Below are 14,381 nucleotides of genomic sequence, written 5' to 3' on the forward strand. Positions count from 1 at the left end.
AGGCCGGCTCCCTTCCCGGGAGCCGGCCTGATCGTCCCTCAAGGAGGTAGGCCGGATGACCAGCACGGTCCCCGCGCTCGGAACCCGAACGGCCGAAGGGTCGGCACTTCAGGCCGTGCTCCTCGACATGGACGGCACCTTGGTGGACACCGAGGGCTTCTGGTGGGACGTCGAGGTCGAGGTCTTCGCCGGTCTCGGCCACGCCCTCGACGACTCCTGGCGCCATGTCGTGGTCGGCGGCCCGATGAGCCGCAGCGCGGGGTTCCTGATCGAGGCCACCGGCGCCGAGATCACCCTCGCCGAGCTCACCGTCCTGCTCAACCAGGGCTTCGAGGACCGTATCGACCGCGCCCTGCCGCTGATGCCGGGTGCTGCCCGGCTGCTGGGCGAGTTGTCGGCGTACGAGATCCCGACCGCCCTGGTCTCCGCCTCGCACCGGCGCATCATCGACCGGGTGCTCACCTCGCTCGGCGCCCACCACTTCGCCCTGACGGTCGCCGGGGACGAGGTGCGGCGCACCAAGCCGGACCCGGAGCCGTACTTGTTCGCGGCGGCCGGGCTCGGCGTGGATCCGGCCAGATGCGCGGTCATCGAGGACACCGCGACCGGTGTGGCGGCGGCCGAGGCCGCCGGCTGCCAGGTGGTGGCCGTGCCCTCGGTGACCCCCATGGCCCCGGCCGCCCGGCGCACGATCGTGACCTCCCTGGAAGAGGTCGACCTGGCATTTCTGCACCGGCTGATGACGGAAATGGGCTAGGCGTTCACCGAGCGTGCGGCGCGATAGCGGGGGAATTCCATACGGGCCTCGGTAAAAGAATTCACACGGCGCTGGATGGCCGAATTCAGGCCCTCGAACCGACCGTTCGGACTGTGACGTTCCCCACTGTCCGGGGGGTCGACAGGGTCGTCGACGTGTGCAGATCGCCCCCGATTTAACGGCTGGGACAGGACCTTGTGTCCCGATTGAGTGGATGCTGCACGAATCCTTCCGCTGTCGGGTTTTCGGTGCGTCCACAGCCGGTTTCACTGCGTGATGGGGCCTCAACTCCGGGTGTGGCCAAGCCTTGTGCAGGTGCGGACTAATCTCGTCGCGAGAACATCGCCACTACCCCCGTGCCCCGCTGCGACACCCCTGCATGCCGGGTACACGGACTCACAGCTCTGGAGAAACTCGAGCATGAACCGCAAGACTTTGGTGCTGCCGGCCGTCATCGGCCTGCTCGCGCCGGTGCTCGCAGCCTGCGGCACGTCGGGCAGCGGCAGCGGCAGCGGTGACGCGATCGTCGTCGGCACCACCGACCGGTTCAACGCCTCGACGGAAGCACCCGCGCCCCTCGACCCGGCGTACGCCTACGACGTCGGCACCTGGAACGTCCTGCGCCAGACCGTGCAGACGCTGATGATCCAGCCCCGCGGCGAGGGCGAACCGGTGCCCGAGGCCGCCCAGAAGTGCGGCTTCACCGACACCGGCAACGAGCGCTACGCCTGCACACTCCGCGCAGGCCTCAAGTTCGCGAACGGCGACGACGTCACGGCGGCCGACGTGAAGTACTCCATCGAGCGCGCCCGGTCCATCCAGGCCGACAGCGGTGTGTTCGCGCTGCTGTCCACCATCGACACCGTCGAGACGCAGGGTGACCGCGAGGTGATCTTCCACCTCAAGACCGCCGACGCCACCTTCCCGTTCAAGCTGTCGACGCCGGTCGCCGGCATCGTCAACCCCGACGACTACGAGAAGAACAAGCTGCGCGACGGTTTCGCGATCGACGGCTCCGGCCCGTACACCTTCTCGTCCGAGGTCAAGAACGACGAGCTGGTCAAGGCCGTGTTCACCAAGAACCCCAACTACGAGGGGACGTTGAAGGTGAACAACGACAAGGTCGAACTGCGCTCCTTCGCCGACGCCGGCGAGATGGGCACCGCGCTCGACGACGGTGACATCGACGTGATGACGCGCACCATGTCGCCCAAGCAGATCCAGAAGCTCTCCACCGCCGCCGCCGGCACCGACGAGGACATCGTCGAGATGCCCGGTCTGGAAATCCGCTATCTCGCCTTCAACACCGACGCCCCGACGGTGAAGACCAAGGCCGTGCGCCAGGCGATGGCCCAGATCATCGACCGCGCCGCCCTGGTCTCCAAGGTGTACGGCGACCAGGCGGAGCCGCTCTACTCGCTGGTCCCGGCCACCATCACCGGCCACACCAACGCGTTCTTCAACAAGTACGGCGACCCGAACGTGGCCAAGGCCAAGGCCATGCTGACCAAGGCCGACATCACCACCCCGGTGAAGCTGACCCTCCACTACACGACCGACCACTACGGCTCGGCCACCAAGGAGGAGTTCGAGCTGCTCCAGAAGCAGCTGAACGCCAGCGGCCTGTTCGACGTCCAGATCGAGGGCGCCCTCTGGGAGACCTTCCGCCCGGCCGAGCAGAAGGGCGAGTACGACGTCTACGGCATGGGCTGGTTCCCGGACTTCCCGGACGCCGACAACTACCTCGCGCCGTTCCTCGACAAGGACAACTTCCTCGGCTCGCCGTACGACAACAGCCAGATCCGCAGCGCGCTGATCCCGGAGTCCCGCCGGGAGGCCGACCGGCTGTCCGCCGTCAAGAGCCTGACGGAGATTCAGGACATCGTCGCCGACGACGTGCCCATGCTGCCGCTGTGGCAGGGCAAGCAGTACGTCGCCGCCCGCGACGACATCACGGGCACCGCCTACGCCCTCAACGCCTCCTCCACGCTTCAGCTGTGGGAGCTCGGCCGCGGAGTCAGCGGCTGACCACTCCCGTCTCCGGGGCCGCGGACGACGGCCCCGCAATCGAGAACCGACGACAAGGCACCTGCACGTGAATATGCGTAACCAGTGGCCAGTCCTGCCGATCGTGGCGGGACTGGCCTCCGGACTGCTGACCGGATGCGGCACGGAAAACGGGGACTCGGGGAGCGAAGGCTCCTCCGTGGTCATGGGGATGTCCGACGACGTCCTGGCCACCGACCCCGCCTCCGGCTACGACCCCGGATCCTGGCTGTTGTTCAACAACGTCTTCCAGTCGCTGCTGAGCTTCCCCAAGGGAGCCACCGAACCGCAGCCGGAGGCCGCCGAGGAGTGTGCCTTCACGGACACCTCGACCAGGGTCTACCAGTGCACGCTGAAGGACGGCCTGAAGTTCAGCAACGGTGACGCGCTCACCTCCGAGGACGTGAAGTTCTCCTTCGACCGCATGCTGAAGATCAACGACGAAGCCGGCCCCGCGATCATGTTCCCCATGCTCGAGAAGGTCGAGACGCCGGACGAGAAGACGGTCGTCTTCCGCCTCAACACCGCGGACGCCACCTTCCCCAGCAAGATCGCCTCCGGCGCCGGCTCCATCGTCGACCAGAAGTCGTACGAGGCGAGCGGCCTGCGCAAGGACGGCGAAGCGGTCGGCTCCGGCCCGTACAAGCTCGACTCCTTCAGCGAGGACGAGGCCGTCTTCTCGGTCAACGAGCACTACAAGGGCACCGCCGAGGTACGGAACACCGGGGTCACCCTCAAGTTCTTCCACGGCGACCAGACCGCGCTGAAGACGGCCCTGCTCGACAAGAAGGTCGACATCGCCTACCGAGGCCTCGCCGCGAGCGACATCGCCGACATCGAGAAGGCCGACCCCGGCTCGGGCGTCGAGATCGTCGACGGGAACAGTGCCGAGGTCCAGCACCTGGTCTTCAACATGGACGACCCGGTCACCGGAAAGCCCGGCGTCCGCAAGGCAATCGCCCACCTGCTCGACCGCGACGCCCTCATGGAGGACATCTACAAGGGCACCGCGACCCCGCTGTACTCGATCATCCCGGCCGGTATCGCCGGCCACAACACGGCCTTCTTCGACACCTACGGCGCCAAGCCCGACAAGACCAAGGCAGCCGCCGCCCTGAGCGCCGACGGCATCACCGACAAGGTCAAGCTGACCCTCTGGTCGACCCCGTCCCGCTACGGCCCCGCCACCGACGACGAGCTCAAGGCGATCGCCGGCCAGCTCAACGCCAGCGGCCTGTTCGACGCCGACGTCAAGTCCGTGGCGTTCGACCGGTACGAGCAGGACATCGCCGACGGCAAGTACGGCGTGTACGTGAAGGGCTGGGTCCCGGACTACCCGGACGCCGACAACTTCACCGGCCCCTTCTTCGGCGAGGGCAACGTGCTGAGCAACAACTACACCAACAGCACGATCACCGGCACGCTCATCCCGCGCACCGCGTCCGAGAGCGACCGCGCCGCGACCGACTCCGACTACGGCCGGCTCCAGGACATCGTCGCCGAGGACGTGCCCGTGCTGCCGCTGTGGCAGGGCAAGCAGTACGCCGTCACCCGCGACAACGTCTACGGCCTCGAGTACTGCCTCGACGCCTCGACCGTGTTCCGGTTCTGGGAACTCAGCAAGGACTGACCCGCATCGGCACGAACACCGAGGGCGCCCCTTCCGGCGAAGGGGCGCCCTCGGTGTCGTAGGACACCCGGCTACTGCGCTCCCGGGCGCACCAGCCCGCTCTCGTACGCGTACACCGCGGCCTGCACCCGGTCACGCAGCCCCAGCTTGGTCAGGACGTGCCCGACATGCGTCTTGACCGTGGTCTCGCTGACGAACAGGTCCGCCGCGATCTCCGCGTTCGACAGCCCGCGCGCCACCAGCTTCAGCACCTCCACCTCACGCTCGGTGAGCGTGTGCAGCGTGTCCGGCACGGGCTCCTCGCCGGACGGCAGATGCGTGGCGTACTTGTCGAGCAGCCGGCGCGTGATGCTCGGCGCGAGCATCGCCTCGCCCGCCGCGACCACCCGGATCGCCTGCACCAGCTCATTGGCCGGGGCGTCTTTCAGCAGAAACCCACTGGCCCCCGCCTTCAGCGCCTCCACCACATACTCGTCGAGGTCGAAAGTGGTCAGCACCAACACCTTCGCCGGTCCGTCCCGCCCCGGCCCGGTGATCTGCCGGGTCGCCTCCACACCGTCCATCCGCGGCATACGGATGTCCATCAGAACCACATCGGGCTGCAGGGCCCGCACCTGGTCGAGAGCCTGAAGGCCGTCTCCGGCCTCACCGACGACCGCGATGTCCTGCTCGGCCTCCAGAATCATCCGGAAGCCGGTACGCAGCAGCGGCTGGTCGTCGACCAGTAGGACGCGGATGGCCACGTAAGTCTCCTTCGCTAGTCCGGCCCCATTCTGCCCTGCGGGCCGCCGCCGGACTCGCCCGCCCCGACAGGCAGCGACCACGCTGCCCGCGACCTCCGGTCGGCGACCCGCACCCGCGGCGGCTACGCCCCCTGGGGAGCACCCTCCGGCCCCCCGGCCGAACCCTGCCCGGTCACCTTCACCTGCAAGGGATACGGCGGGGGAGTGCCGCCGAATTCCGGGCAGTGGGCCTGGTGGTCGCACCAGCCGCACAGCTTCGTCGGCCGCGGCCGCCAGTCACCCGTCTCCGTCGCCAGCCGGATCGCCTCCCACAGCGCCAGCAGCTTGCGCTCCACCCGCTCCAGATCGGCGAGGACCGGGTCGTACGTCAGCACATCACCGCTGCCGAGATAGACCAGCTGCAGCCGCCGCGGCACGACCTTCTTCAGCCGCCACACCACCAGCGCGTAGAACTTCATCTGGAACAGCGCACCCTCGGCGTACTCGGGCCGGGGCGCCTTGCCCGTCTTGTAGTCGACGATCCGCACCTCACCCGTCGGCGCCACATCCACCCGGTCGATGATCCCGCGCAGCCTGAGCCCCGAATCCAGCTCCGCCTCGACGAACATCTCCCGCTCGGCCGGCTCCAGCCGCGTCGGATCCTCCAGCGTGAACCAGCGCTCCACCAACTGCTCCGCCTCACCCAGCCAGCGGGCCAGCCGCGCGCCCTCCGGATCGTCGGCGAACAGCTCCACCACCTCCGGCCGGCTCTCCCGCAGCCGCTCCCACTGCCCCGGCACCAGCGACTTCGCCCGCGGCGCCGTACGCTCCGCGGCCGGGGCGTCGAACAGCCGCTCCAGCACCGCGTGCACCAAGGTGCCCCGCGTCGCCGCCTCACTCGGCTTCTCGGGCAGCCGGTCGATCACCCGCAGCCGGTACAGCAGCGGGCACTGCATGAAGTCACTGGCGCGCGAAGGGGAGAGGGAGACCGGGGGCGCGGCCTCGCGGAGGGGCGGCTCGGCGGGCGCGGCGACGGGTGGCTCGGCCTGCGGTCGCGCATGCGGTATGGCCGCGACCGCCGCCTCGGCCGCCGCCGTCCTACCGCCGCTGTGGGCCTCCGCCGCGCCCTCGGTGCTCGTCTCCATGACCACAGACCCTACGGCCCACCACTGACAGTGACCCCGTCACGGTCGTGACCGCCGCGACGGCAGTGCAAACACAGGGGGTGCCGGGGCGAACGCGTCCCGACGGCCGCATACCATCGACCCGAGACCTTCCGCCCGGCAGGAGCGGGAGACGCTGCGAACGAGGGGACACCGTGGACGAGAGCGGCGGGAGCGGGCAGCCGCGGTCCGGCAACGAGGAGCCGACCGAGCGCCACCGGGGTCGCACGGCCCCGGCCACGGACCCCGCACGCCCCGATCCGGCCGACGAACAGGCCACGGAGGCACGGCACTTGGACCCGACGACGCCCCCGGACAGCGCCGCCACCGACGACCAGGACAGCCGGTCCACGGATGCGGCTCCCGGCGGCGACGCGCAACCCGGAACCCCGCCCTCCAGCGGCGAGCGCCCGCCCGTGAGCCCCGCGCACCACCCCTCGCACACCGCCCAGGACCACGCCGACCGACCCCTCGCACACACCGACGCCGGCAAAGGCCCCCAGCCCCCGCGCCCCCGCGACCCCAGAGGCGGGCTGCTGATGGGACGCCCCTTCGGGGTCCCCGTCTACGTCGCGCCCAGCTGGTTCCTCGTCGCCGCACTGATCACCTGGGTGTTCGGCGGCCAGCTCGACCGCGTACTCCCCGAACTCGGCGCCGCCCGCTACCTCGTCTCCCTCTTCTTCGCCGTCGCCTTCTACGCCTCCGTCCTCGTCCACGAACTCGCCCACACCGTCGCCGCCCTCCGCTTCAAGCTCCCGGTCCGCCGCATCCAGCTCCAGTTCTTCGGCGGCGTCTCCGAGATCGAGAAGGAAGCCGAGACCCCCGGCCGCGAATTCGTCCTCGCCTTCGTCGGCCCGCTGCTCTCCCTCGTCCTCGCGGGCCTCTTCTACCTGGCCCTGCAACCCGTCGAGCCCGGCACCGTCCCCGGCGTCCTGCTGGCCGGCCTGATGATCTCCAACCTCATCGTCGCCGCCTTCAACCTGCTCCCCGGCCTGCCCCTCGACGGCGGCCGCATGCTCCGCGCCGTCATCTGGAAGATCACCGGCAAACCCATGAGCGGCACCATCGCCGCCGCCTGGGTCGGCCGCGCCCTCGCCGTCTCCGTCCTGATCGGCCTGCCCCTGCTCACCCAGTCAGGCGCACTCGGCCGCGACGCCGTGGACAACGTCGGCATGGACACCGTCATGGACGCCCTGCTCGCCGCGATCCTCGCCGCGATCATCTGGACCGGCGCCGGCAACAGCCTCCGCATGGCCCGCCTGCGCGAACACCTCCCCGAGCTGCGCGCCCGCAACCTCACCCGCCGCGCCGTCCCCGTCGAGACGGACACCCCCCTCTCCGAGGCCCTGCGCCGCGCCAACGAGGCCGGAGCCCGCGCCCTCGTCGTCGTCGACGCCGACGGCCAGCCCCTCTCCCTCGTCCGCGAGGCCGCCATCGTCGGCGTCCCCGAACACCGCCGCCCCTGGGTCGCCGTCAGCGGCCTCGCCCAGGACCTCACCGACGGCATGCGCGTCTCCGCCGAACTGTCCGGCGAAGACCTCCTGGACGCCCTGCGCGCCACCCCCGCCACCGAATACCTCGTCGTCGAGGACACCGGCGAAATCTACGGCGTTCTGTCCGCCGCCGACGTGGAACGCGCGTTCGTGAAGGCGATGGCCCGGCCCTCCTAGTGGTCGGCGCCGCAGATAAACGCCGGTAGGCTGGTCACATGTCCGAACCGACCGGTGCCGCCCGCCGACGCGGGCCCTTCAAGGTCGGGGACCAGGTACAGCTGACCGATCCCAAGGGCCGTCACTACACGTTCACGCTCGAAGCCGGGAAGAACTTCCACACCCACAAGGGTTCCTTCCCGCACGACGAACTGATCGGTGCACCCGAAGGCAGCGTCGTCCGCACCACCGGGAACGTCGCCTACCTCGCGCTGCGCCCCCTGCTCCCCGACTACGTCCTGTCCATGCCCCGCGGCGCCGCCGTGGTCTACCCCAAGGACGCGGGGCAGATCCTGTCCTTCGCCGACATCTTCCCCGGCGCACGCGTCGTGGAAGCGGGCGTGGGCTCCGGCTCCCTCAGCAGCTTCCTGCTGCGCGCCATCGGCGACCAGGGCATGCTGCACAGCTACGAACGCCGCGAGGACTTCGCCGACATCGCCCGGCAGAACGTGGAGCGCTACTTCGGCGGCCCCCACCCCGCCTGGCAGCTCACCGTCGGCGACCTCCAGGACAACCTCAGCGACGCCGATGTCGACCGCGTCATCCTCGACATGCTCGCCCCTTGGGAATGCCTGGAAGCCGTCTCCAAGGCCCTCGTCCCCGGCGGCATCCTCTGCTGCTACGTCGCCACCACCACCCAGCTCGCCCGGACCGTCGAGTCCATCCGCGAGATCGGCTGCTTCAACGAGCCGACTGCCTGGGAGTCGATGATCCGCAACTGGCACGTCGAGGGCCTCGCCGTCCGCCCCGACCACCGCATGATCGGCCACACCGGCTTCCTGCTCACCGCCCGCCGCCTCGCCGACGGCGTCGAACCCCCCATGCGCCGCCGCCGCCCCGCCAAGGGCGCCTACGGCGAGGACTACACCGGCCCCAACGCCGACGGAGGCACCGCACGCTAAGCGCTCCGCTGGAAGTGCCGCGATGTGTCGTCGGTTGTCTGCGGCGCCGTTGTGGCTGGTCGCGCAGTTCCCCGCGCCCCTGCGGGGGCGCTGCGAACCGCAGTGGACTTTGCCCGACCTGCTCAGGGCGGCCCTGTGCCGCAATCAACGGACGAACCACGTGGCCGAGTTCCCGGGAACACCCCGGAACTCGGCCACGATGCCTTTGCGTTGACGCCGGGACAGGACGCGACGGCCAAAAACACAACAGGCGGCGAACGGCACAACATCTGCCCACCCCCGCCGTTCCCCCGCACTGTGACGTGTGGCACCATGCTGGCCACCCCCACCGGCACAGCCCTCACAGGAGACGCTCCTAGTGCAGCAATCCGCCGTTCCGGAACTCGCGCACACGCACACCCGCCCGATCCACTGGCTCGCCACCGCGACCGCCCTCGCCGGCGTCGTCGCCCTCTCCTCGATCCTCCAGCCCGACGCGGCCACCGCCGCCCAGGCCGCCGGCCCGGACTCCAAGACCGGCCAGGCGACCGCCCCCGCGCCCGACCCCGCTCACGCCGACTTCCCGATCGAATGCGGCCCCGTGAAAGCCGTCGTGGTGAAGAAGGCCTCCGGAGACCTCGACGGCGACGGCAACCCCGAAACCGTCGCCGTCGTGCACTGCGACGCCCCCATGGGCACCCCGCCCGACGGTCTGTACGTCCTCACCACCGACGCCGACACCGGCAAGCCGCGCGTCGTGGCCACGCTCGTCGACCCCAAGGACCGCACCATCGTCAGCGGCATCGCCGTACAGGACGGCACCGTCCTCGGCACCCTGCTCGGCTACTCGTCGTCCGACGTGCCCCGTTGCTGCCCCGACGTCAAGGACAGCGCGAAATGGCAGTGGAAGAACGGGACGTTCGAGCGCTCCAAGCCCTCCGAAGCCCGCAGCGTCTGAAACTCGCAAGACCCCGGAACATCAGACGCCGGTGACGCAACGCACCAGCATCGTCACTCCACGTCAGGACCGAAGACCTCCACCCGGTCCGTCACCCGACGCACATGGATGCACTCACCCGGGCACTCCCGCGCCGAGTCGACCACATCCGTGAGAAGCGGCAGCGGTACGGGTGTTGTGGCGCCCTTGGCCTGCAGCAGCTCGTCGCCCGAGCCCTTCACATAGGCCAGACCGTCGATGTCCAGCTCGAACACCTCAGGCGCATACTGGACGCAGATGCCGTCGCCGGTACAGAGATCCTGATCGATCCAGACCTCCAGAGCCTCACCGTCGACCCCGGCCTCCTGCTGCACGCTCATCGCTCCCGCCGTCTCCTGCGCCCGGTGTTGGACCCTCCCGACCCTACCTCCGACCGAAGAGCGACCATGGTCGAGACGAAGTCCAGCACCGCTCGACAGCCGCCCCAGACCCCGATCTCTCAGGGCGAACACGATCTTCCCGAGCCGCCTTACATGTGACTCCAGCCACCCCTCACCGCCACGCTGAGTCAACGCCCGCGACGCCGCCCCCAACGTCCATCCAGGCCCTCCGCGACCACCGCAGCGCCCCACCGCCCAAGCGCCGCAAGCCCTCCGACGACCGACGACACCGGCAACTCACGCCCGGCGCGAAGGATTTTGACCACTCCACACTTGGAACAGGCCGCTTCTGAATCCCGTTGATTGGGTATCCACACGGCGTGAGGGAGAGCGCTGGGTGACCGACGACACACCTTGACAGTCTTTGTGATCTAGGGGTTTCAATCGACACCCACCCAGGTAGGGTCTGGAAGCGTCCAGCTCCCCTTGGAGGAGGTGAGGACCGTGGCAGCCCACGACGACGACATGAACCGCGGCATCCGCCCGGGACGAGGGTCCGACGACCCGGCCGGGCAGATTGCCTACCTTGAGCAGGAGATCGCCGTCCTGCGACGCAAGCTCGCCGACTCTCCGCGGCACACGAGGATTCTCGAAGAGCGGATCGTCGAGCTGCAGACCAACCTGGCCGGCGTGTCCGCCCAGAACGAGCGACTCGCCAACACGCTCCGTGAGGCCCGCGACCAGATCGTGGCCCTCAAGGAAGAAGTCGACCGGCTCGCACAGCCGCCGGCCGGCTTCGGAGTCTTCCTCGTGGCGAACGAGGACGGCACCGCCGACATCTTCACCGGCGGCCGCAAACTCCGCGTGAACGTCAGCCCGAGCGTCGAACTCGAAGAGCTCCGGCGCGGCCAGGAAGTAATGCTCAACGAAGCGCTCAACGTGGTCGAAGCCATGGAGTACGAGCGCGTCGGGGACATCGTCACCCTCAAGGAAATCCTCGAGGACGGCGAACGCGCCCTGGTACTCGGGCACACCGACGAGGAACGGGTGGTACGGCTCGCCGAGCCACTGCTGGACGTCAACATCCGGCCCGGCGACGCCCTGCTCCTCGAACCCCGTTCCGGCTATGTCTACGAAATCGTTCCGAAGAGCGAGGTCGAGGAACTCGTCCTCGAAGAGGTTCCCGACATCGGCTATGAGCAGATCGGCGGTCTGGGCGGCCAGATCGAGATGATCCGCGACGCCGTCGAGCTCCCGTACCTCCACCCCGACCTCTTCAAGGAGCACGAACTGCGGCCGCCCAAGGGCGTCCTGCTGTACGGGCCCCCCGGATGCGGCAAGACACTCATCGCCAAGGCCGTCGCCAACTCGCTGGCCAAAAAGGTCGCCGAAGTCACCGGCCAGGCCACCGGCAAGAGCTTCTTCCTCAACATCAAGGGCCCTGAGCTCCTCAACAAGTACGTCGGCGAGACCGAACGGCAGATCCGCCTGGTCTTCCAGCGTGCCCGTGAAAAGGCCAGCGAGGGCACACCCGTCATCGTCTTCTTCGACGAGATGGAATCCCTCTTCCGCACCCGCGGCTCCGGTGTCAGCTCGGACGTGGAGAACACCATCGTCCCCCAGCTGCTCGCCGAGATCGACGGCGTGGAAGGCCTGCAGAACGTCGTGGTCATCGGCGCCTCCAACCGCGAGGACATGATCGACCCCGCGATCCTGCGCCCCGGCCGCCTCGATGTGAAGATCAAGATCGAGCGCCCGGACGCCGAAGCCGCCAAGGACATCTTCGCCAAGTACCTCACCGAACGCCTCCCGCTGCACCCCGAGGACGTCGGCGAGCACGGCGGCGACAAGTCCTCGACGGTCCAGGGCATGATCCAGACCGCGGTCGAGCAGATGTACGCCGAAACCGAGGAAAACCGCTTCCTCGAGGTCACCTACGCCAACGGAGACAAGGAAGTCCTCTACTTCAAGGACTTCAACTCCGGCGCCATGATCGAGAACATCGTCGGACGCGCCAAGAAGATGGCGATCAAGGACTTCCTCGAGCACAAGCAGAAGGGCCTCCGCGTAGCCCACCTCCTCCAGGCCTGCGTGGACGAGTTCAAGGAGAACGAAGACCTGCCCAACACCACCAACCCGGACGACTGGGCCCGAATCTCCGGAAAGAAGGGCGAACGGATCGTCTACATCCGTACCCTCATCACCGGAAAGCAGGGCGCCGACACCGGACGCTCCATCGACACGGTGGCGAACACCGGTCAGTACCTGTAAAAGACAGGGCGGCTGCGGGTGCCCTCACCGGGTACCCGCAGCCGACTGCTTTTCAGGCCACGGCTGGAGCAAGGCAATGACGCAAATGATCTCCCCACCAGCGCAAAGGCGTTCTAGGCTCTTCGGTACCGCCGAGTCGCGCAGTGCGGGGACGGGCACCGCACACGCACCGGAGCGCCAGCGGTACTTGAGCAGCGTCCCCGACCGAGGACGCCGCCGGGCAAGGAGGGCCGCATGACCGTACGGCGAGTAATGGGCATCGAGACGGAGTACGGGATCTCCGTCCCCGGCCACCCCAACGCCAATGCCATGCTCACCTCGTCCCAGATCGTCAACGCCTACGCGGCGGCGATGCACCGGGCCCGGCGGGCCCGATGGGACTTCGAGGAGGAGAACCCGCTGCGGGACGCGCGAGGCTTCGACCTCGCCCGCGAGGCCGCCGACGCCAGCCAGCTCACCGACGAGGACATCGGCCTGGCCAACGTCATCCTCACCAACGGCGCACGCCTCTACGTCGACCACGCACACCCCGAATACAGCTCACCCGAGGTCACCAACCCCTGGGACGCCGTGCTCTGGGACAAGGCCGGCGAACACATCATGGCCGAAGCCGCCGAACGAGCCGCCCAGCTCCCCGGCGCCCAGCCCATCCACCTGTACAAGAACAACACCGACAACAAAGGCGCGTCCTACGGCACCCACGAGAACTACCTGATGAAGCGGGAAACCCCCTTCTCGGACATCGTGCGCCACCTCACGCCCTTCTTCGTCTCCCGACAGGTCTTCGCCGGAGCGGGCCGCGTCGGCATCGGCCAGGACGGACACGAACACGGCTTCCAGCTCAGCCAGCGCGCGGACTACTTCGAAGTCGAGGTGGGCCTCGAGACCACGCTCAAGCGCCCCATCATCAACACCCGCGACGAGCCCCACGCGGACGCGGAGAAATACCGCCGACTCCACGTGATCATCGGCGACGCGAACCTCGCCGAGATCTCCACCTACCTGAAACTCGGCACGACATCCCTGGTGCTGTCGATGATCGAGGACGGGTTCATCGCGGTCGACCTCGCCGTCGACCAGCCCGTCCGCACCCTCCACCAGGTCTCCCACGACCCCACCCTCAAGCGCCTGGTCACCCTCCGCAGCGGCCGCACACTCACCGCGGTCCAGCTGCAAATGGAGTACTACGAGCTCTCCCGCAAATACGTGGAGGAGCGCTACGGCGCCGACGCCGACGACCAGACCAAGGACGTCCTCGCCCGCTGGGAAGACACCCTCAACCGGCTCGAGAACGACCCCATGAGCCTCGCCGGCGAACTCGACTGGGTTGCCAAGAGGGAGCTGATGGAGGGCTACCGACGCCGGGACGACCTGGACTGGGACGCCGCGAGGCTGCATTTGGTCGACCTCCAGTACGCCGATGTACGCGAGGAGAAGGGCCTCTACAACCGTCTCGTCGCCCGTGGGCGCATGAAGCGCCTCCTGGACGAGCCGGGCATCGAGCGGGCCCGTACCAAGCCGCCGGAGGACACGCGGGCGTACTTCCGTGGCCGGTGCCTGGAGCAGTACGCGGACGACGTCGCCGCGGCCTCCTGGGACTCCGTGATCTTCGATCTTCCCGGGCGGGACTCGTTGCAACGCGTCCCAACCCTGGAACCACTTCGCGGAACGCGTAATCACGTCAAGGAACTCCTGGACCGTTGCCGCACGGCAGAAGACCTGGTCAGGGTCCTCTCCGGCGGCTGAACGAACACCCGGGCAGAAACGGCCCGGCAGGGTGGAAACCCCGGCGTCCGGGAATCATCGAGGTGGTCCCCGGACGTTGAGGAAACTGCGGGGCCGATGTCGGACCCTGCTTGTAGGGTCTGATCAAGAACGTCGAACC

Annotated in this window: 11 protein-coding genes; 8 read left to right on the plus strand and 3 right to left on the minus strand. The window is 68.5% G+C overall.

The window, feature by feature from the left end:
• Positions 1–55 precede the first annotated feature (55 nt).
• From OG828_RS39130 to OG828_RS39140, 3 genes are all read left to right on the plus strand, one after another.
• A complete protein-coding gene (locus OG828_RS39130) occupies positions 56–757 on the plus strand; it encodes an HAD family hydrolase (protein ID WP_328503842.1) in 702 nt (233 codons plus the stop codon).
• Between the two features lie 420 nt (positions 758–1,177).
• Positions 1,178–2,785 (plus strand): ABC transporter substrate-binding protein, encoded by a 1,608-nt coding sequence (locus OG828_RS39135; protein WP_328367691.1) that lies wholly within the window; start codon positions 1,178–1,180, stop codon positions 2,783–2,785.
• A gap of 67 nt (positions 2,786–2,852) precedes the next feature.
• A complete protein-coding gene (locus OG828_RS39140; protein WP_328503843.1) occupies positions 2,853–4,433 on the plus strand; it encodes an ABC transporter substrate-binding protein in 1,581 nt (526 codons plus the stop codon).
• 71 nt (positions 4,434–4,504) lie between these two features.
• Here the strand turns inward: OG828_RS39140 and OG828_RS39145 are convergent, their stop codons facing one another.
• Entirely contained in the window at positions 4,505–5,176 is a 672-nt protein-coding gene (locus tag OG828_RS39145) for a response regulator (RefSeq protein WP_210574852.1), read from the minus strand.
• 122 nt (positions 5,177–5,298) lie between these two features.
• The gene (locus OG828_RS39150) at positions 5,299–6,300 is read right to left on the minus strand and encodes a RecB family exonuclease (RefSeq protein WP_328503844.1); all 1,002 of its coding nucleotides are present in this window, start codon (positions 6,298–6,300) and stop codon (positions 5,299–5,301) included.
• 173 nt (positions 6,301–6,473) lie between these two features.
• On the opposite strand from OG828_RS39150, the gene OG828_RS39155 reads away from it, so the two are divergent.
• The 3 genes from OG828_RS39155 (at position 6,474) to OG828_RS39165 (ending at position 9,866) form a co-directional block, all read left to right on the plus strand.
• Entirely contained in the window at positions 6,474–7,988 is a 1,515-nt protein-coding gene (locus tag OG828_RS39155; protein WP_328367703.1) for a site-2 protease family protein, read from the plus strand.
• Positions 7,989–8,026: 38 nt separating this feature from the next.
• Positions 8,027–8,929 carry a tRNA (adenine-N1)-methyltransferase gene (locus OG828_RS39160; RefSeq protein ID WP_328441465.1) on the plus strand — a complete coding sequence of 301 codons (903 nt, stop codon included), beginning with the start codon at positions 8,027–8,029 and terminating at the stop codon, positions 8,927–8,929.
• Between the two features lie 358 nt (positions 8,930–9,287).
• Positions 9,288–9,866 (plus strand): hypothetical protein, encoded by a 579-nt coding sequence (locus OG828_RS39165; RefSeq protein WP_328503845.1) that lies wholly within the window; start codon positions 9,288–9,290, stop codon positions 9,864–9,866.
• Positions 9,867–9,919: 53 nt separating this feature from the next.
• Here OG828_RS39165 and OG828_RS39170 read toward each other — a convergent pair whose 3' ends face one another.
• Positions 9,920–10,225: a ferredoxin gene (locus OG828_RS39170; protein ID WP_210574857.1), complete on the minus strand. Its 306-nt coding sequence runs from the start codon at positions 10,223–10,225 to the stop codon at positions 9,920–9,922.
• Positions 10,226–10,729: 504 nt separating this feature from the next.
• Between OG828_RS39170 and arc the strand changes: the two genes are divergently transcribed.
• Positions 10,730–12,496, plus strand: a complete 1,767-nt coding sequence (gene arc / locus OG828_RS39175; RefSeq protein ID WP_328367714.1) for a proteasome ATPase — start codon at positions 10,730–10,732, stop codon at positions 12,494–12,496.
• A gap of 234 nt (positions 12,497–12,730) precedes the next feature.
• Entirely contained in the window at positions 12,731–14,242 is a 1,512-nt protein-coding gene (gene dop, locus OG828_RS39180; protein WP_328503846.1) for a depupylase/deamidase Dop, read from the plus strand.
• Positions 14,243–14,381: the final 139 nt, after the last annotated feature.

The organism is Streptomyces sp. NBC_00457 (assembly GCF_036014015.1).
Taxonomy (GTDB): Bacteria; Actinomycetota; Actinomycetes; order Streptomycetales; family Streptomycetaceae; genus Streptomyces.

Bases quoted from the DNA above. Each gene is read 5' to 3' on its own strand.
- OG828_RS39130 (WP_328503842.1), top strand. From the start codon at position 56: ATGACCAGCACGGTCCCCGCGCTCGGAACCCGAACGGCCGAAGGGTCG.
- OG828_RS39135 (WP_328367691.1), top strand. From the start codon at position 1,178: ATGAACCGCAAGACTTTGGTGCTGCCGGCCGTCATCGGCCTGCTCGCG.
- OG828_RS39150 (WP_328503844.1), bottom strand. From the start codon at position 6,300: ATGGAGACGAGCACCGAGGGCGCGGCGGAGGCCCACAGCGGCGGTAGG.
- OG828_RS39160 (WP_328441465.1), top strand. From the start codon at position 8,027: ATGTCCGAACCGACCGGTGCCGCCCGCCGACGCGGGCCCTTCAAGGTC.
- OG828_RS39170 (WP_210574857.1), bottom strand. From the start codon at position 10,225: ATGAGCGTGCAGCAGGAGGCCGGGGTCGACGGTGAGGCTCTGGAGGTC.
- dop (WP_328503846.1), top strand. From the start codon at position 12,731: ATGACCGTACGGCGAGTAATGGGCATCGAGACGGAGTACGGGATCTCC.